Raw genomic sequence first — 18,422 nt, 5'->3', positions numbered from 1 at the left:
TCTTAGTAAAGCATTATTGCCCTACTACAAGTAAGGTTTCATGACTTCATGAAGACGCAGTCGCTTCCGTTCCCGGCAATCGTCGGGCAAGCGGAGTTGAAGCGGGCGCTCTTGGCCGTCGGCGTGAACGACGAACTCGACGGGCTGCTCGTCCGCGGTGAGAAGGGAACGGCGAAATCGACCGCCGTCAGGGCGCTCTCTGAGTTGCTTCCGAAACAGGCAGTCGTCGCGGACTGCCCCTACGGATGCCCGCCGGACGACCCGGACCGACAGTGCGAGTCGTGCCGCGAGCGCGACGACCACGACGTAGAACTGCGCTCGGTCCCGCTCGTCACCCTTCCGCTCGGCGCGACCCGCGACCGGGTCGTCGGGACGCTCTCGGTCTCGGACGCGCTCGCCGGAGAGGCCTCGTTCGACCCCGGGTTGCTCGCTCGTGCGAACCGCGGCATCCTCTACGTGGACGAGGTGAACCTCCTCGACGACCACCTGGTGGACCTCCTGTTGGACGCGGCCGCGAGCGGTGTCAATCGCGTCGAACGCGACGGCGTGAGCATCGAACACCCCGCCGAGTTCACGCTCGTCGGGACGATGAACCCCGAAGAGGGCGACCTGCGCCCGCAACTTCGGGACCGATTCGCGTTGCAGGCGACTGTCGTCGGAAGCCGCGATATCGACGAGCGAGTCACGATTATCGACCGCGCACTGGACCGCGGCCACGACTCGTCGGCAGTCGGTTCCGAGCCACCTGCGGCCTCCGACGCCTACCGCGACGAGACCGAAGCCTTGCAATCGCAGGTCCACGACGCGGCGGACCTGCTGGACGCCGTCTCGCTCCCGACTGACTTCAAGCGCGACATCGCCGAACTCTGTCTGGACGCGGGCGTCGAAGGCCATCGAGCCGACATCGCTATCGCCCGCACAGCCCGAACGCTGGCCGCCCTCGACGGCCGCACCAAGGTCATCGAGGGTGACGTTCGCGAGGCGGCCGCGCTCGCGCTCCCCCATCGCCTCCAGAGCCGCCCGTTCGACGACGCGCCCGACACCGACGAGATTCTCGACGACCACTTCGACGACGAAGAGGGGTCGGGAGAGGGTGACGCCGAAGGCGACAACGCGGACGGCGACGAGGGTTCCACCGGCGACGCCGACGCCGACAGTGAGACGGACGCTGATAGCGAAACAGACCCCGACAGCGAGACAGGTCCGGGTGACGAGGGAAACGGAGGTGAGGAGAGCGACAGCGACAGTAATCGCGGCGACGCTCCCTCGGACGACAGTGGCTCCGACTCCCGAGACATCGAGACGGCCCCAAACTCCGACCGTGACGGCGACGATAACGACGACCACGGCAGCGACTCCGACCGCGACGGCGACGACAACTCCCCGTCGGACGCGGATTCTGACGACGAAGACGACGCACCCGAAGCGACGCCCCTCCTTCCCGGTCAGCAACGCGCGTCAATCGGCGAGGTCGACCAGCCGCCACTCGACGACACGGAGCTACGGGCAGAGACGCCCGGCGGCGGAACCCGGGCCACTGTCGGCGAATCTCGGCAGGGTCGCGGGTCACGAGTTCGAACCGAACCGGCGACGAACTCCGGCGACATCGACGTAGCCGCCTCGGTCCGGGCGGCGGCGACAGGCGGGCGAACCAGCGTCACCGAAGCGGACCTCAGAACCTCCGTCAAACGAGGCTCGGCCCGCTCGCTCGTCGTCTTCGTCGTGGACGCGAGCGCGTCGATGCGGTCGGCGATGCGCCAGACGAAAGGGACGGTGATGGCCCTCCTCGAAGACGCCTACCAGCAACGAGACGAAGTCGCGTTCGTCGCGGTCGCTGGCGACTCGGCCGAAATGCTCCTCCCGCCGACCAACAGCGTGACACTGGCCGCCCGCCACCTGAAAGAACTCCCAACCGGCGACCGAACCCCGCTTCCGTCCGGATTGGACGCGGCCCATCGACTCGTCACTCACGCGAAGGCGGACTCGTCGCTCGTCGTCGTCGTGACCGACGGCCGAGCGAACGTCGCCGACGGCAGTCCGACCGGAGAGACGCGGTCGGCGGCGCGGCAACTCGCAACCAGCGATGCCTCGGTCGTCGTCGTCGATGCCGGAGACGACGGCGTCGGTGTGACCGACATCCTCGTCTCCGAGACGGGCGGCCAGCGAATCTCGCTTTCAGAACTCTCGGCAGAACGAGTGACGGACGCCGCGACGCCGGAACAAGAGTAACGCCCGGGAAGCTATTCTAGCGTTCCCGAGTGCAGGCGGTACGCTCCGTGCGTGACTTCTTCGTCGTGGTATTCGACCGGCTCTTCGACCACTGCGAGCAGGCCGTCGCCGACTGCGAGCGCCGTCGGAATGCCCGATAGTGTGGTCGTCTCGCTGTGTCCCTCTTCGACATCGAAGACGTGGACGCCGTGGGTCTCGGCACTTCTCCGTCGGAAATTCTGGGCCGAAGGGATGAGTGCGCGTTCTCCGACTGCTTCGACACCGCGGGCGAACCCGCCAACCTCACGGGACCACAGTATCTCGCCGTTCTCGACAGCGAACGCGGTGTGTTCCTGTGGGTGTCTCGCGTCCGGGTCGCGCGTCGATTCGGCGAAGGTGTTGCCCGTCACGAAGACCGCGACGCCGTCGGCGACGCACACGTGGTTCGGATAGGCGTACACCGTTTCGTCGCCGATTGGTTCCTTCACTGCGAGGTCGACCGCCCACCGCTCTCTTCCGTCGGCATCGAGCAGATAGCCGCGCTTGTCGCCGTGGCAGCAGACGGCGATATCGTCGCCCGCGAACGCAACGTCGCCGACGCGGCGCTCCGCGTCGAGTTCGGGGTCCCACGTCGTGACTGAGTCACCCGTCTCGGCGTCCAGCACGACGAGTCCATCTTGCTCGGGTTCGGGACAGCGATTGTAGGCGACTGCGACGCGCTCGCCGTCAGTATCCAGCGCGATTGGCGAGGCGGCGGCACGGTAGCGCCATTGGACCGCGCCGTCGTGGTCGAATCCGAGGACGACGCTCGACCAGACCCGCTTCTCGCCGTCGCGTTCGTACCGTCTGGCGGCGGCGACGACTCGGGTCTCCGTGACCGCGACATCGACGACGTACGGGAGGAAAAACAGCGACTCTTTCGTCGCCGTGCCGATGTCGTCGGTCGTCGCGTACGACCAGCGCTCTGTTCCCGTCTCTGGGTCGAAGACGCGGATTGTGCCGTCGCCGCCGCGTTCGCCGACCACGAGACGGTCGTCGGTTGCGGCCATCGAGACGATGCGGTGGTCGCCGGTTGCGTCCCACTGCACACGGTCGAGAGCCGAATCGAACGCCACGACTCGACCGTCTGCCGTCCCGGCGACCACTCGACCGTCGGCCGCGGCCACGGCTGACCGCGCCCAGTTGTGTCGGCTTCGGGCGGCGTCGAGAGGACCGAGTTCACGATGATTCGTGAAGCCAACCATCGCGTTACTCCTCGACTGGGAACGTGTCGTGGAGGTCGTGGTGCGCCTCGCCGAGGTCGTCGAGGAGCGAGTCCGTCTGGGTGCGGAGTCGCCGAAGCGACCGCTCGGCGTCTCGGACGGCGATGACACGCCCCCGGAGGTAACCGGACTTCGGGTCGTCGTTCGGCGTCTGCGTGGCTTCCTCTTCGAGGTCGACGAGGGCGGCGTCGAGATGTCGCTGTGCCTCGTCGAGAGTGGTCGCGTTTGCGAGCGCCTGAATCGGGCCGGGTTCGTCGAGGTAGCCTTCGAGTTCGGCCTCGGCGTGTCGTTTGACGCTCTCGTCGGTCGTGCCGGTGATGTTCATCAGTGCGAGTCGGAGTGCTTCGAGTTCAGCGCATGCCATGGTTAGAGTGATTGGTGGACGAGGTCGGAGACGATGCGGTCCCGTTCGAGGTGGGACGAAACGATGCGTTCTGTGTCGTCGGGCGTCACGCCGCCGTACCAGATGCTATCCGGGTAGACGGCGACGATTGGGCCGTCGCCACACTGCCCCAGACAGGAACTGCGCGAGACGTGCACGTCGCAGTCGTCGGTGTCCCGCGACTGCTGTCTGAGGCGTTCGAGAACTGTCGCCGCGCCGCTCGCAGCGCAGGTCTGGTTCGTACAGACGGAGACGTGTTTCTCGGGTGCGTCGTGGACGTGCGGGTCGTCGTCGACGTCGCTCCGGTCGGCGTGTTCAGCCTGATGGACCAGCGAGCGGAGCATCGCGCGAGCGCCGCCTTGGTCCGCTTCGTAGCCCGAGAGTTCGACTTTGTACTTGCAGGTGTCACACGACATCTGCACGCTTCCCGTCCGGGCCTCCTGACAGCGGTCGGCGAGGACGTCCACGACACGGTCGTCCGTACCGAGGGGGCCGGACGCACCGGCGTCGACGTAGGGGTACTCCTCGTCGAACGTCTCGGCTTGCTCCACGATTCGTTGGGTCAGGACGCCGTCGCCGAGCATATACGGGAGAACGACGATGGCGTCCGGCCGGTCCTTTGCGACGGTGTGAAGCGTCTCTTTGAGGCGGGGTGTCGTGACGCCGATAAACGCAGATTCGACGCGAGTGAACTCCCGGCCTTCGTAGAGTAGTCGGGCCAGTTTGTGTACGTCGCCGTTCGAATCCGGGTCGCTCGACCCGCGTGCGCACAGGACGACGGCCACGTCGTCAGCCTCGCGGTCGACGCCGAGGTCGGTCTCGACGGCCCGAGCGCGGTCGTCGAGCAGGTCCACGATGGAGGGGTGGATGCCGAGGTGCGACCCGACGTGGAAGCTCAGGTCGTCGTACTGCGCGCGGGCCGTTTGAACAGCCAGCGGAACGTCGTTTTTGACGTGACTGGCGGCGAACAGCGACAGCGGAACGACGGTCATCGACTGACACGTGGGTGCCAGCGTCTCGATGGCGTCTTCGATTGCGGGTTCGGCAAGCTCGATGTACGCCGCGTCAACCGGGAGCGACAGGTGTGATTCGAGCTTGGAGGCGAGCGCCCGAACCTGCTCGTTGGATTTCTCTCGGCGCGACCCGTGACCGACGAGGAGGACCGCTTCGTCGTCGAGTGAGGGGTGGTCGAGACTCATGTCTGGCCGGATTCGAGTGGTATCATGCTCGGTTGGACTCGGTGGTCGTCATGCGTTTTCGGCCTCTTCGAGACTTCGCGTGAGCTTCTGCCGACGTGTCGGTGCGAACAGGTTCGTCTCGTCGCTGCCGTCGTAGACCCACGTCCCGAAGTCTCCTGCGGCGTCGTCGTCGATGCCGAACCAGTAGCCGCCCGAAGATGTTTCGCTGATGTCGCCGGTCGGCGCATCCACTGGACAGGAGTCGAGCAGGTGGTCGATTCGTTCCAACAGATTCCGGTCGTCGTGGACGAACGAGATGCCGACCGTGCCGCTGGAGGACTTGAAACAGACCGTCCCACAGCTTTCGAGGAGACCCCGGAGCAGTTGCTTTCTGGCGTCCTCGAACACGTCGAATCGGTACCCGCCAGCGTCGTCGCCGACGGGGAGGCCGAACGCGCCGGTCGCGTTCGCGACGACTGCGCCCTCGACCGCGACGAGGTACTCGTCTTTCCGGCGGGTGACGGAGGTGTTGTGCGCGTAGGGGTGCGCTGTCTCCTGTTTGTCGATATCGCCGCCGCCAGCGATTGCGACGAGACGATTCGCACACGTCTCGTCGTTCGTGTGAATCGTCGCGGTCTCGGGTTCGATATCACCGCTTCCGGCGACGTGGCCCCAGAGATAGGCCGTCTCGGGCGCGCTCTTCAGCAGGTCGTCGGCGGGGTCGACGTCGATATCTGTTTCTGTGTCGATATCGGTGTCGCTCATGTCTCTGCCTCCCGAATCACGATGGCATTTGGCGGACACGCTTGCGCCGCGAGATTTGCGTCGTCGATGTCGCCATCGACGGTCGCAACGACTCTGTCGCCGTCCCGAGAGACCGACACGACATCCTCCGCGTTCGGGTCGACCGTGGCGAGTCCGTCGTCGTCTTCGACGAATCGCTCGTCGCGGGTGAGACAGGCGAAGATGCCGTCGCAAGCCGTTCGGTCGATTTCGATTTCGAACATCTCAGTACTCGTATTTCTGTTCGTAGCCGCGGGGCGTCACCATCCGTCCGTCCCAGACGTACGTCTCCTCGTTGCCGACGAGCAGCGTCGTCGTCATGTCCACGAGGTCGGTCTCGCCGAGTTCGGGGAGGTCTTGGAGTTCGACGATTTCGACTTCCTCGTCGTCGCGGCCCGCACCGTGGACGATACCGACCGGCGTCTCGGGGTCGCGGTGTTCGAGGAGAATCTCGCAGCACTTCTCGTAGTTCGACCGGCGCTTGCGACTCCACGGGTTGTAGATGACGATGGTGAAGCCCTCTTTCGCGGCCGAGTGCAGGCGCGACTCGATGGTCGGCATCGAGGTCAGGTGGTCAGAGAGGCTGATGGTGACGGTGTCGTTCACCAAGGGTGCGCCCAGTCGGGCCGCACAGGACTGCGCGGCGGGGACGCCAGCAACCACGTCGAAGTCGACCATGCTCGCGGTCGCGCCCTTCGATTCGAGGATTTCGAGCGCGAGACCGGCCAGCGCGTAGACGTTCGGGTCGCCGCTACCGACGATTGCCACGTCGTTTCCGGCGAGCGTTCGGTCGACCGCCTCTTCGGTTCGGGAGACTTCGCCGCACATCGGCGTCGAGTAGATGTCCTCCGCGCTTTCGACGATATCGTCCGGGAGGAGTTCGATGTAGGTCGTGTAGCCGACGATGTGGTCGGCCTCGCGGAGTGTCTCTTTCGCCAGCGTCGTCATCTCGCTCGCTCGGCCGGGACCGAGGCCGACAGCGACGAGTTGGCCGGGTTCGCCGTCGAAGTCGTCGATGGTCGCTTCGACCTTCTCGTCGGTCTGTTCTTTCTTCGAACTGCCGCATTTGGAACTCGACGAGGTGTCCGACTTCTTCGACCCGCCGCATTTGGAGGTCGAGGAGTCGCGTGATTCGGTCGAAGCCGACGTGCCGCCGCACTTCGAGGCCGACGACTCACTGGAGTCGGTCGTCTTCGATTCGGTCGTCTGTCCGCCGCACTTCGATTCGGATGCTGTGTTGCTGTCGCTCATGGGTTAGAAGTCGTCGACGTCGCGCCCACCGCGGGGCGTGACGAGGTACGTTTCGTAGTCGTTGCTCCAGGGTTCGGTCTCGTGGGTGCCGATGAGAATCGACGTGCCCATCCCGCCGACGTCCTCGTCGTGGGATTTCGCGTCGCCGAGGGTCGTAATCGAGAACGTCTCGTCGTCGAGGTTTCGTCCGGCTTCACCGCGACCGGCGTCGTTGAAGATGCCGACCGGAACGTCGTCGGCGCGTTCCTCACGGACGATGTCGATAGCGCGGGTGTAGTTCCGCCAGCAGTTGTACAGGACGATGACGAAGTTGCTGATGGCGGCCGCGCGCAGTTTCTCCTCGATTTCGTCCCACCCGCGCCACTTGTCGGACAGCGAGATGGTACAGAAGTCGTTCGACAGCGGCGCGCCCATCATCGCCGCGCCGCCGAGGGCCGCGGTCACGCCGGGAACGATTTCGATTGGCACGTCCGTCGCGTCGTCGGCGTCGGCCATCGTGAACACGAGGTCGGACTTGCCGTAGACGTTCGGGTCGCCGCCGGAGACGTGCGCCACGTCCTCTCCCGCGCGAACTCGCTCGAAGGCCTCGCGGGTCAGTTCGACCTGCTGGCCCATCGACGAGCGGACGACTTCGGGTCCCTCGTCGCTGTCCTCGGGCGGGAGCGTGTCGTCGTCGCGGAGGAACTCCTGATACAGGTTCGACGCGACCACGCAGTCCGCCGTCTGGATGACTTCCTTGGCGCGCTGGGTCATGTGCGCCGGGAGGCCGGGGCCGATGCCGACGACGTAGAGGGTTCCGTAGTCGTCGGGGACATCGCCGTGACTGTCTGTCGTCGTCGCCGCGCCGTCGGTCATCGTCTCCGCGCCGTCGGTCATCGTCCCACCGCCACCGTCACCGCGTCGTCGTAGCGCTGCTTTTCGACGACCAGTTCGTGGTCGCGGCCACCGGCAATCGCGCTCGCTTCAGCAATTCCCGGCCAGCCGATGAGTTCCTTCGACCGCGACGGTGTCGGGCCTTCGAACTCGGTCAGCGTCTCCTTCTCGAAGTAGACGACGCCCGCGCCGATTTCCTGCGCGGCGTCGAGCATGCCGGGTTCGTCGGCCTTTCGCGTGCCGGTGGCGACGAAGTCCACGTCGTCCCAGTCGCAGTCGGCGTCGTCGAGCGCCTGTTCCCACGCGGTCAGGAACTGCGCTTTCTTCGCGCCGGAGACGCTGCCAGTTCCGAGGACGACGCCGTCGTCGCCGTTTCGCTTCAGGACGGTCACGTCGTCGTCGACGAGGACTGCTTTCGGGCCGTCGAGTCGAGCGACCGGGCCGAGTTCGTCGTTGAGGACGGCGAGGTTCGTCGCAACGGTCGAATCGCCGTTGACGACGTGCGTGTCGAGCGCCTTCGCCTTGCTCTCGACGCCCTGCTTTCCGGCCGCCTCGGAGGCGGTCGTCATCGCGGGGACTGCGCCGAGTTTCGAGAGGTCGTAGGCGACCTGATTCGCGCCGTGGTGGCCGCCGGTGAGCGGAATCGCCCACGTCAGTTCTTCGTCCACGACGACGACCGCAGGGTCGTCCCACTTGTCGTCGAGGAGGCCGGCGGTCTTTCGCATGGCGATGCCGCTGGCCATCAGGCCGACGAAACAGTCGTATTCGCCCCAGTGCTCGGCGAACACGTCGCCGTGGTAGGGCAGAATGTCGATGCGGTCGTAGTCGTCGGCGAGTTCGGCCTTGATTTCCTCGGCCGTCTCCATCTTTCGCTCGAAACTGACGATGCCAATCTCGCGTGCGACTTCGCCGTCGCTGTCTGGTGTTTTACAGTGTCCGCTTCCGGAATCAGAGTCACTCATCGTGTATCACGCTCCTGTGGTTCAGAATCGGTGTCGGGGTCGTCGTTCGGTGCGTCGCCGCCGCGTGCCCAGTCGCCGTAGAGGAACGACCGCTCGTAGTCCGAGCCGGTGACGGCGTCGCCAATCATGACGAGGGCCGAAGCACGATAGCCCGCGTCTTCGACCTTCTCGCCGATGGTCTCGATGGTTCCTTCGATAACGTCCTCGTCCGGCCACGAGGCGTGATAGACGACCGCGACGGGGGTGTCCGGGTCGTGGCCCTCGTCGAGGAGGCGGTCCATCGTCTCCGCGACGGCGTGGGTGCCGAGGTAGATACAGACCGTGGTGTCGCCGAAGCCGACGAAGTCGCTGATGTGGTCTTCTTCGGCCGTGAGCGTCCGACCCTGCGGTCGGGTGAAGACGACGTGGTTGGCGACTTCGTTCAGCGTCAACTGCGTGCGAAGCGTCGCGCTCGCGGCGAACGCGGAGGTGACGCCCGGAACGAGGTAGGTCGGGACTCCTTCCTTCGCCAGCGCGTCCATCTGCTCTAGGGCGGCCCCGTATATCGCCGGGTCGCCGCTGTGGAGTCGGACGACCGTCTCGCCGGATTCGTAGGCGTCGGCCATCAGCGGAATCAGCTCTTCGAGGTCCTTGCCGACGCTGTTGACCTGTTCGGCGTGGTCGCAGTACTCATCGAGGAGTTCGCTGTTGACGAGCGACCCGGCGTGAACGACGAGGTCCGCTTCCTCGACGAGTCGGCGTCCGGCGACCGTGAGCAGTTCGGGGTCGCCCGGTCCGGCACCGATGAAGGGGATGCCTTCGTTGTCGGTGAAGCCGGTGTCTGCGTCGCCGTCGGCCGTCACACCGACCCCTCCGAGTCAACGCCGTCGAACTCCGCGGTCGCAACGTCGCGTTCAAGACCCGCTCGCTCGGCGTAGGCCAGCGTGTAGTAGTCGCGTTCTTCGAGTTCCTCCGGGTCGGAGGTGACGAGCGTCTCGCCCTGTTCCATGAAGAGCCGACGGCCGAATTTCACGTCGTATCCGGCTTCAGTCAGCCCCTCGTAGGTCGCGGGGGCGTCGGTGACTTTGAACAGAATCATTCGGTCGGGGCCGGTTGGAACCGCACCGTTTGCCGCCTCGCGGAGCGCGAGCCCGGTTCCCGACTCGATTTCGACGCCCAGCGCCGTTGCGAACGCGGTCATCGCGCTCACGCCGGGGACGACTTCGAGTTCGATTTCGGGGTGGAACGCGTCGAGCGTCCGGCGGAGGTGGCCGAACGTGGAGTAGACGTTCGGGTCGCCGAGCGTCACGAACGCGACATCCTCGGATGCGGCTCGCTCTGCGACCTCTGCGGCGGCCTCCTTCCACGCGCGTCGGAGTTCGTCCGGGTCGCGCGTCATCGGGAAGTCGAGGTCGCCGATTCGCTCTTCGGGGACGTGATTCAGCGCGACCGTCCGGGAGAGTCGCCCCGGGGAGTAGACGACGTCGACCGATTCGAGGAGTCGCTTTCCTTTGACGGTCACGAGGTCGGCGTCGCCGGGACCGAGACCGATTCCGTAGACGGTCATCAGTCCATCCCTCCGGCGTCACGCCGGCCGACGATGATGTAGACGGGGTTGTTCGACCGGAAACTCGTCGCCCCGGCGAGTTCGTACCCGTGGCTCACCTGCATCTGGACGACTTCGTCGAGGAGGTCGCGCTCGCGGAACGCCTCGATTGCCGCGCCCGTCGGTTCGACCCGCGAGACGTTCATCACGATTCGGTCTACGTCGGTCTCGACGGCGTGGTCCAGCACCGCCTCGAAGTTCCGGCTTCCGCCGATGAACATCGCGTCGGCGTCTTCTGGAAGTCCTTCGGGGGCTTCTGCCTCGCGGAGCGTCACGTCCGCGTCGTACTCGTTCGCGGCGAGATTCTTCTCCGTGACCTCCAGTCGGTTCGGTTTTCGCTCGACTGCCGTCACTCGTCGGACTCGCTGTGCCGCCTCGATGGTGACGGAGCCGGTACACGACCCGACGTCGACGAAGTGGTCAGTCGGGCGCAAGCCGAGTTTGTCGAGTGTCACCGCTCTCACCTCGGGTTTCGTGGGGCCCGCCTTCGCGTCGTGCGGGAGTTGTAGGCGTGACATTTGCGCTAACAATCTGGACGCCGTTTGAAAACAATTGTGCTTGTACTACAGAAAACACAGTTTCATAAAATCTGCCCTCTGAGTTATTAAAATAAAATTGCGTTAGAACAACTCCTGTTGACTTACCTCGAAAGTTTTACAACCCTGTTTGTGGTTACTCAACCTGAATTTAGAATGGCATCCACTGCCAACACAGTTCACGGGCGAGTCGAACAGGCGCGGGTCGAACTGACACCGGTTCAGATGGCTGCGGGGATGCTCTTCGTCGCCGCACTCGGCTATACACTGCTGTTCGTGCAGGACCCACTCGTGCACGATTCGATGCACAACTTCCGTCACGCGGCCGGTATCGCCTGCCACTGACCATGCTCGCGGAGTATCTGACGCGAGGCGTGAAAGCGGGGCTTGTCGCCGGCGTCGTCTTCGGCCTGTTCATGGCCGTCGTCGCTAACCCGCTCGTCGTCTACGCCGACGAGATGAACCACGCCGCAGCGGACGTCGATGGCGGGCACGAGCACGAATCTGAGGCTGCTCACGCCCACGGAGACGAAGGCGACCACGCTCACGAGGATGGAAGTGGGCACGAGCACGAGGACGGAAGCCACGGTCACGAAGAAGCAGGTCACGGTCACGAAGCAGGAGGCCACACCGACGAGGGCGAGTCCCACGCCGACGGCGGTGAGGGCCACCACGACACCGCCGTTTCGATGGCGGTCAACAAGGCGGTGAGCGTCGTTTCCGGCGGTCTCTGGGCTGTCCTGCTCGGCGGCGCGTTCTTCGGTATCGCGTTCTACTTCCTCGAACCCGCGATTCCGGGGGCCGGCGCGGCCAAGAGCTACGCGATGGGACTTGCCGGATTCGTCACCGTCTCGGGTGCTCCGTGGCTGGTGTTGCCGCCAGCGTCACCCGGTGCGCAGCAGTCGCTTCCAGTCTCGACTCGAATCCCGCTCTACGCCGGGATGATGGTCGCTGGCGCACTCACCTGCCTGTTGGCTGGATACGTGTACAACCGACTGCGGGCGTCGAACGGCCGCAGTGTCGCCATCGTCGGCGGGCTACTCCCCTTCGGTATCCTCGCGATTCCGGCCGTGTTGGCTCCGACGAACACGATTCAAGGGGCACTTTCGCCCGAACTTCGGACCGGGATGACTGGTCTGTTCGTCTTCGGGCAGGTCCTCGTGTGGCTGCTCCTCGCGACGACGCACGCACAGCTTCGGTCGGCGAACACATCCCAGACCGACCCTTCGGCTGCGAGCCGTGGGGCGACGCTCTCAGCCGACTGATGGAGGACCGAACCGACGAGGTCAGAGAACACGGATTCACGGACCACGTGCTGGTCTGTACGAACAGCCGGGATTCCGAGTACGCGGCCTGCGCAGAGGCTCACGGCCCGGCCGTGTACGACGCGGTGAAATCGTGGCTGCGCGACCGCGGCGTGTTCTGGTCGCACGTCTACGTCGCCGAGACGAGTTGCCTCGGCCTGTGCAGCGCCGACGGTGCCGCGATTGCGATTCACCCGCGAAATCGCTGGTACTCCGACGTTCGACCGGAGGACGTCCCGGAGTTGCTGCGCGACGAGTTCGGAGAGGAGGCCGACGCGCTCGGTCAGCGTGGTGACGTCGACGCGTCGAACTAACCCGAACTCGACTGTCTCACATCTCGGAGCTAGGCTTTTCACGCGGCCCGTCGAACCTCTGGTTATGTCAATACAGTTCGAACTCGACACGCAGGAAGCGACGTTCCACAGTCCGCTCGAAGAGTTCGAGCAGACGACGGTCGAAACCGAGATTCGGGTCGACCCGCTGACCGGGCGCACCACGCGGGTCGTCGCTGACAACTTCCTGCTCCCCGAGGACCCCGAAATCGACGACTCGGTCCTCGACAGTGAGGGCTGTTTCTTCTGTCCAGGCACGGTCGAGGAAGCGACGCCCACCTATCCCGAGTGGGTCGGGACCGACCGCGGGAAAAGCGGCGAAGCGACCTCCTTCCCGAATCTGAATCCGTACGGGTCGTACTCGGACGTCATCGCGCTCACCGAGGAGCACTTCGTCCCGATAGACGAGTTCACCACAGCGCAGTTCGCCGACGGACTCTGTGCGGCGTTCCAGTACGTTCGTGACGTCTTCGACCACGACGACGACGCCCGATTCGCCTCGGTGAACATGAACTTCCTCCGCCCCGCCGGGTCGAGTCTCATCCACCCGCACATGCAGACGCTCGTCGACGACCGCGGGACGAACGAACAGCGCCGCGTCGCCGACGCCGCCCGCGAGTTCTACGAGGAACACGACGAGTCGTACTGGTCGGAACTCGCAATCCAAGAACGCGGTGGCGACCGATACGTGGCCGAGACCGGCGGCGTCCATTGGCTCGCCCCCTTCGCGCCGAAACACCACCGCCACCTCCTCGGCGTCGCGGCACAGATTCATACCGGCGTTCCCGACCCCCGCGGCGATGTCGCACACGACTTCGCAGAAGGCCTCGTGAACGTGCTCTCGTACTACGCCTCGGTCGGCCTGAACAGCTTCAACGTCGCCATGTTCATCGAGCGCGACGACCCCGCGTTGCCGCCGGTGATGAACATCACCGCCCGGTCGGTGTTCGACGAGTACTACTGGAGCGACGCGACCTACTTCACCTCGCTCCACGACGAGAGCGTCGTCGACGTCGACCCCGAAACCTACGGGTACGAGGCGCACAAGTTCTTCTGACCGGCGAGGGCGACTGGAACGGGGACACGGGCGCCTTCCGTTACTGCGTCCAGACCGTCTTGTGATTGACGAACTCTTTGATTCCCGCTTCGGAGAGTTCGCGGCCGTAGCCGGCGTCTTTGATGCCGCCGAAGGGGACTCTTGGGTCGGACTTCACCATCTCGTTGATGTAGACACACCCGGCTTCGATGTCGCGCGCGAGACGCTGGCCCCGCTCCCTATCTTCGGTCCAGAGACTCGCGCCGAGACCGAATCGGGTGTCGTTCGCTTTCTCGATGGCCTGCGCTTCGTCGGCGACTTTGTACACGGCCGCGACGGGGCCGAACGTCTCCTCGTTGTCGGCGGGGCACCCGGCGGGAACACCAGTCAGGATAGTCGGCGGGTAGTACGCGCCCTCGTGGTCGAGTGGTTCGCCACCCGTCAGCACTGTCGCCCCGGCATCGACGCTCTGCTGGACTTGGTCGTGGAGTTCGGCCATCAACTCGGGGTCGGCCTGTGGGCCGATATCCGTCGCCTCGTCCATTGGGTCGCCGATAGTGAGGGCTTCGAACGCCTCGACCAGACTCTCGACGTACTCGTTGTAGACTGCCTCGTGGACGATAAATCGCTTTGCGGCGATACAGGACTGGCCGCCGTTTTGGGTTCGGGCTTGGACGCCCGTCTCGACCGCCGCATCGAGGTCGGCGTCGTCGAGGACGATAAAGGGGTCCGACCCGCCGAGTTCCAAGACGGTCTTTTTCAGGTGCTTCCCGGCGGTTTCGGCGACTGCCCGGCCTGCCGGTCCGCTTCCGGTGAGCGTCGCTGCGCGCACGCGGTCGTCAGAAAGCACGTCGTCGACCTTGTTCGACCCGATGAGTAGTGTCTGGAAGACGCCGTCTGGATAGCCGGCCTCTCGGAACACCTCTTCCAGTGCGAGCGCGCACCCGGGCACGTTCGAAGCGTGCTTGAGCAGGCCGACGTTCCCGACAGTCAGATACGGCGCGGCGAAGCGGATGACCTGCCAGAACGGGAAGTTCCACGGCATCACGGCCAGTACCGGACCGAGCGGGTCGTGGACGGTCGTGACCTCGGTACCCGGTGGGCTGGGGTGGTGTTCGTCCCCGAGATAGGCGCTCGCGTGCTCGGCGTAGTGGTCGCAGGCCCACGCGCACTTTTCGACTTCGCCGATGGCTTGCGAGATGGGCTTTCCCATCTCGTTCGTCATCAACTCAGCGTACCGGCGCTTGTTCTCTCGCAGGACGTCCGCGGCGTTCGAGAGGAGTTCCTCGCGTTCGCGAATCGGTCGCTCGCGCCACTCCTCGAACGCGTCCATGGAGCGGGAGAGCGCCGCTTCGACATCCGTGTCATCGTCTTCCTCGTAGGTGTCGATTCGGTCGCCCGTCGCGGGGTTTCTCGATTCCATACCTGTACTGTTCACTGAATACACATGACTGTTAATTATGTTTGGAGTATGATGGAAGGGCCGAAGAACGCATTCGACGCTAGGAGTCCAAAAGAGGCTGGCTTGTTGCATGGTCTCCGCTCTGTTCGCCGTCGAGAGCGTCACCCACGTTTCGCTCGTTCGTTGGTGGCGCTGCAGCCGGGCTGATTCTTGCCGATAGCCATTTTCCAATGCGCCCATAGAATTCCTATATATGAACAATACCATTTAATATAGTAAAACAACGTTTATGGCATCTCAATGGGAAATTTTTATAATAATAGTTTATTTACCGGTGAGATTCTGATACATTCTACTAATTTGGCTATAATTTACCGCTATATCCATTTCGTTGGGTGGGATGCTACTATTTGCCAAAATAGTCGTCTAACACGGGCCTGGTTCGTGTAACGTGCTATTGTTGCTGATGTAGTATTGCTCAAAACATGCAAATATGTGGTTTTAAACGTGTTGCTGGCTTGGACGAACGTCTTCGCTCTCACCGTGACACCGACTTGCGTGGGGCCGCTTGGACTGCTAGCACAGTATCACTTCGCTTTCTGTTCGTTAATAGAAAACGCTCTGACAGTGAGGAACGGAATCGGCATATAACAAATACGTGATTGGTTGGGTGGCGGTGTAAAGTGGGTTTTAGGTGCACATGCTTAGTATTTCTGAGTCTTATACGATATTTACATCTGAAAAATGGACTTTCTGCTTTTGCTTTCTATTACAACAGTACAGTTGTAATGGTTGAGAATATCATAAAAATACAAACTCTGCTACATTCTCTCACGGTCGTTCGGTATTAGGAAACGAACTATCCCGATTCTACACGTGGTCATGCTGTCGTGTGGGCGTCTCGATTTTACTCTGTTCCCGATACCGACCGGTACAACGCTTATACCTCTGGTCAGCGCTGGAGTGGTAACAGACTGAACGCACTGTTTCCGAAATCTGTTGTTCGGTATCCCTGCTCGCAGTCTCCCCGCGTGCGACAGTCCCCGCCACGGCGCTTTCCTCCCGATTTCGTGGTCGTCTCTCCCTGCTACTGTGCAGTGTCTCGCATCTCGGAATCTGACACTCCGTCGCCGTCTCGTCACCGTGTTTTCCGATTCGCTCGACCGAATACCCAACAGAGGAGTAAGATGGCAACTGGGGCTTCAGCGTTCGGTATCGGTTAGCTCGTACTGGCGTTTCCGCGGGTCCAAAATACTCGCCCGGACACCCACGAGGTCCGCTTCTCGAAGTCGGTGGAGCGCATTTCGAACCGTCCGAGAGGCCAGCGGCGTTCGACTGGCGATTTCGGTACTCGAAAGAGGGCTGTCCGTCTGTTCGAGAACACCGTAGACGCGGCTTGCGCTCGGTGGCATCTCGTCGAGATGCTGTCGTTCGTCTCCCATCGAACTGGATGGCGACGGGGTGAGGTGTTCTTCGTGTCGGGTCGTCATCTCGTCGTTTCGGTCGTGTTGTTCTGTCGTGTCTGTCTATCGTATTCTGTGCATCTTGCCACGCTCACTGGACCGGTTGACTGCGACGCGGACTCTGTCTGTCACCGGTCGGCGCCGGTAGGCAGTTCACGTTCCAACCGTGACATCTCCCGTGCGTGCCAGTCGTCGAACACTGGACAGGACTTTTCTGCTGCTGCCAACTCGAAGACGAGTGACTGTCTAAGTTCGTGGTTACATGCGGCCGAGAACCGCTGTCGGTGTGGACAGTAGCCGCAGCACTCGGGGAAATTCATGTGTTCTTCTGACATGGTATTGTGTCGCACTCACTCGTGCATAAATATTTTGCTACCCGACACCAGGCCGACGCGTCGAATCCGGTGTCAGGTCGCTGTTTGGGTCGTCCGGTGCGGTCTAAAACGAGCTATTCGTCTTCCGGGACTGCAACGACGGGGACGTCCGTGTGCAACATCACCGATTGGGTCGTGCTTCCGAGCAGAGCCTTTCCGACCGGAGTCCGCTTCCGCGACCCGATTACGATGTAGGTTGGGCTCCGTTCCTCGACCGTGTCCAGAATGGCCGATGCGGGGGTTCCGATTCGACCCAACAGCCTGACACCGTCGGTGTTGCCCAGAGTCTCTTCGACAATCCGCTGTGCCACCTGCTTTGCGTCGTGGACCGCATCGTCACGAAAGTAGTCGTCCGCCGATTCTGCCCGTTGCTCGAACGACTCCTCGGGAAGCGCGTGGAGTACGAGCAGCTCCTCGCCGTGGGCTTTGGCGAGGTTGTTTGCAACGGTGACGACGTCGTCTGGCGACTTATTACCGCTCACAGCAGCGAGTACAGCCATACCTGTACTAGTGCGGACATCCGGGATAAATGTTCACGTCGGTCGAATGTGGGATGCAGGGACGGAGCGCGCTCCAAGTCACTCCAATCGTGCACTCCAAGTCACCTCAGTCGCGTCACGTCCACATCGTCAGAATCGCTACCCCGGCGACGATGGTCACTGTCCCGACGAGGACGCGCTTGCTAAATAGCTCGCCGTCTCGGACGAATAATCCCGTCAGTAAGAGGACGAAGAGCGGTGACGCGTTGAATATCGGCGTGACGACAGTCACCTGTCCGAGACTGAGCGCGGCGTACAGCGACGCCAAGCCGAGACTGGAGACGACGCCGGCGGCGACGAAGGTGAGTGCGTCCCGGCGCGGGACAACGAGCGTCTCCAGTCGCCCCGTGGCGACGATACCACCCGCAACGAGAACGAACGACGTGGTCAAGTTCACCGCCGCACCGATTGTCGGTTCGGCGACGAGGTTGGTCCCGATTTTCCGGAATATCTGAACCGTCCCGTAGGTGAGCGCACCGAAAAGCGGGAACAGGAGGTCCGTCCTGCGAACGCGAGTGAATCCGTCGCCGCGGACTGACGCGAGGACGACACCGCCTGCGACGGCGAGCATCACCCCCACGTATCCGGGAAGTGGAAGGCGTTCGCCGAGTAACACGATAGCCAGTCCGACCGACACGAGGGGGTTCATGTTGGTAATCGGGGAGACGAGGTTCGCGCCGACGCGCTGGATTCCGATGTAGTTGGCGAGCCGACCCAGCGCCGGCGCGAAGATGCCCGCGAGGATGAACCAGCGCCACGACCACAGGTCGACGGACACGTCGTACCAGGCGAGACTCAGCCCCCACAGCACCACCACGTTCACGGCCATCGTGATGACGAGCGCGACGAGTGGACTCGATTCCCTCACACCGACCCGGACGAGAACCGTTGAGACGGCGAACGCGAACGCCGTCACGAGCGCGAACAGAACGGGGAGTACCGCTTCCATCTA

At 63.4% G+C, this 18,422-nt stretch carries 20 protein-coding genes; 5 read left to right on the top strand and 15 right to left on the bottom strand.

What is annotated here, in order from left to right; all coding sequences use genetic code 11:
• Positions 1 to 48 precede the first annotated feature (48 nt).
• Positions 49 to 2,229: a VWA domain-containing protein gene (locus tag KU306_RS03985; RefSeq protein WP_258302950.1), complete on the top strand. Its 2,181-nt coding sequence runs from the start codon at positions 49 to 51 to the stop codon at positions 2,227 to 2,229.
• 11 nt (positions 2,230 to 2,240) lie between these two features.
• Here the strand turns inward: KU306_RS03985 and KU306_RS03980 are convergent, their stop codons facing one another.
• From KU306_RS03980 to cbiT, 11 genes are read right to left on the bottom strand one after another with little or no spacing between them, the layout of a single operon-like run.
• Positions 2,241 to 3,452 (bottom strand): outer membrane protein assembly factor BamB family protein, encoded by a 1,212-nt coding sequence (locus KU306_RS03980; RefSeq protein ID WP_258302949.1) that lies wholly within the window; start codon positions 3,450 to 3,452, stop codon positions 2,241 to 2,243.
• Positions 3,453 to 3,456: 4 nt separating this feature from the next.
• The gene (locus KU306_RS03975) at positions 3,457 to 3,834 is read right to left on the bottom strand and encodes a DUF3209 family protein (RefSeq protein ID WP_258302948.1); all 378 of its coding nucleotides are present in this window, start codon (positions 3,832 to 3,834) and stop codon (positions 3,457 to 3,459) included.
• 2 nt (positions 3,835 to 3,836) lie between these two features.
• Positions 3,837 to 5,051: a CbiX/SirB N-terminal domain-containing protein gene (locus KU306_RS03970; protein WP_258302947.1), complete on the bottom strand. Its 1,215-nt coding sequence runs from the start codon at positions 5,049 to 5,051 to the stop codon at positions 3,837 to 3,839.
• A gap of 48 nt (positions 5,052 to 5,099) precedes the next feature.
• Positions 5,100 to 5,795 (bottom strand): cobalamin biosynthesis protein, encoded by a 696-nt coding sequence (locus KU306_RS03965; RefSeq protein ID WP_258302946.1) that lies wholly within the window; start codon positions 5,793 to 5,795, stop codon positions 5,100 to 5,102.
• Positions 5,792 to 6,037 (bottom strand): ferredoxin, encoded by a 246-nt coding sequence (locus KU306_RS03960; RefSeq protein WP_258302945.1) that lies wholly within the window; start codon positions 6,035 to 6,037, stop codon positions 5,792 to 5,794. The genes KU306_RS03965 and KU306_RS03960 overlap by 4 nt, the downstream gene beginning before the upstream one ends.
• 1 nt (position 6,038) lies before the next feature.
• Complete coding sequence (gene cobJ / locus KU306_RS03955; protein ID WP_258302944.1) at positions 6,039 to 7,064, bottom strand: precorrin-3B C(17)-methyltransferase; 1,026 nt, start codon at positions 7,062 to 7,064, stop codon at positions 6,039 to 6,041.
• Between the two features lie 3 nt (positions 7,065 to 7,067).
• Complete coding sequence (locus tag KU306_RS03950) at positions 7,068 to 7,919, bottom strand: precorrin-3B C(17)-methyltransferase (RefSeq protein ID WP_258303372.1); 852 nt, start codon at positions 7,917 to 7,919, stop codon at positions 7,068 to 7,070.
• 17 nt (positions 7,920 to 7,936) lie between these two features.
• The gene (cbiG, locus tag KU306_RS03945) at positions 7,937 to 8,899 is read right to left on the bottom strand and encodes a cobalt-precorrin 5A hydrolase (protein ID WP_258302943.1); all 963 of its coding nucleotides are present in this window, start codon (positions 8,897 to 8,899) and stop codon (positions 7,937 to 7,939) included.
• Positions 8,896 to 9,741, bottom strand: coding sequence for a cobalt-precorrin-4/precorrin-4 C(11)-methyltransferase (locus KU306_RS03940; protein ID WP_007540818.1), 846 nt, complete (start codon positions 9,739 to 9,741; stop codon positions 8,896 to 8,898). The genes cbiG and KU306_RS03940 overlap by 4 nt, the downstream gene beginning before the upstream one ends.
• Positions 9,738 to 10,445: a cobalt-factor II C(20)-methyltransferase gene (locus KU306_RS03935; protein ID WP_258302942.1), complete on the bottom strand. Its 708-nt coding sequence runs from the start codon at positions 10,443 to 10,445 to the stop codon at positions 9,738 to 9,740. Before KU306_RS03935 ends, KU306_RS03940 begins: the two co-directional genes overlap by 4 nt.
• Positions 10,445 to 11,002 carry a precorrin-6Y C5,15-methyltransferase (decarboxylating) subunit CbiT gene (cbiT, locus tag KU306_RS03930; RefSeq protein ID WP_258302941.1) on the bottom strand — a complete coding sequence of 186 codons (558 nt, stop codon included), beginning with the start codon at positions 11,000 to 11,002 and terminating at the stop codon, positions 10,445 to 10,447. The genes KU306_RS03935 and cbiT overlap by 1 nt, the downstream gene beginning before the upstream one ends.
• Positions 11,003 to 11,176: 174 nt before the next feature.
• On the opposite strand from cbiT, the gene KU306_RS03925 reads away from it, so the two are divergent.
• The 4 genes from KU306_RS03925 (at position 11,177) to KU306_RS03910 (ending at position 13,713) form a co-directional block, all read left to right on the top strand.
• A complete protein-coding gene (locus KU306_RS03925) occupies positions 11,177 to 11,365 on the top strand; it encodes a CbtB domain-containing protein (RefSeq protein WP_007540824.1) in 189 nt (62 codons plus the stop codon).
• 2 nt (positions 11,366 to 11,367) lie between these two features.
• Positions 11,368 to 12,285 (top strand): CbtA family protein, encoded by a 918-nt coding sequence (locus KU306_RS03920; protein ID WP_258302940.1) that lies wholly within the window; start codon positions 11,368 to 11,370, stop codon positions 12,283 to 12,285.
• The gene (locus tag KU306_RS03915) at positions 12,285 to 12,638 is read left to right on the top strand and encodes a (2Fe-2S) ferredoxin domain-containing protein (RefSeq protein ID WP_007540829.1); all 354 of its coding nucleotides are present in this window, start codon (positions 12,285 to 12,287) and stop codon (positions 12,636 to 12,638) included. Before KU306_RS03920 ends, KU306_RS03915 begins: the two co-directional genes overlap by 1 nt.
• 64 nt (positions 12,639 to 12,702) lie before the next feature.
• Positions 12,703 to 13,713 carry a hypothetical protein gene (locus KU306_RS03910; RefSeq protein ID WP_258302939.1) on the top strand — a complete coding sequence of 337 codons (1,011 nt, stop codon included), beginning with the start codon at positions 12,703 to 12,705 and terminating at the stop codon, positions 13,711 to 13,713.
• Positions 13,714 to 13,753: 40 nt separating this feature from the next.
• Here the strand turns inward: KU306_RS03910 and KU306_RS03905 are convergent, their stop codons facing one another.
• From KU306_RS03905 to KU306_RS03890, 4 genes are all read right to left on the bottom strand, one after another.
• Positions 13,754 to 15,115, bottom strand: coding sequence for an NAD-dependent succinate-semialdehyde dehydrogenase (locus tag KU306_RS03905; protein ID WP_258302938.1), 1,362 nt, complete (start codon positions 15,113 to 15,115; stop codon positions 13,754 to 13,756).
• Between the two features lie 1,181 nt (positions 15,116 to 16,296).
• Complete coding sequence (locus KU306_RS03900) at positions 16,297 to 16,584, bottom strand: helix-turn-helix domain-containing protein (protein WP_258302937.1); 288 nt, start codon at positions 16,582 to 16,584, stop codon at positions 16,297 to 16,299.
• A gap of 421 nt (positions 16,585 to 17,005) precedes the next feature.
• On the bottom strand, positions 17,006 to 17,431 hold the full coding sequence (locus tag KU306_RS03895; protein WP_258302936.1) for a universal stress protein: 426 nt from the start codon (positions 17,429 to 17,431) through the stop codon (positions 17,006 to 17,008).
• 115 nt (positions 17,432 to 17,546) lie between these two features.
• Positions 17,547 to 18,419 (bottom strand): DMT family transporter, encoded by an 873-nt coding sequence (locus KU306_RS03890; protein WP_258302935.1) that lies wholly within the window; start codon positions 18,417 to 18,419, stop codon positions 17,547 to 17,549.
• Positions 18,420 to 18,422 lie beyond the last annotated feature (3 nt).

It is taken from the genome of Haloferax larsenii, from assembly GCF_024730625.1.
Taxonomy (GTDB): Archaea; Halobacteriota; Halobacteria; order Halobacteriales; family Haloferacaceae; genus Haloferax; species Haloferax larsenii.
This window is presented reverse-complemented; position numbering and strand designations above follow the sequence as displayed.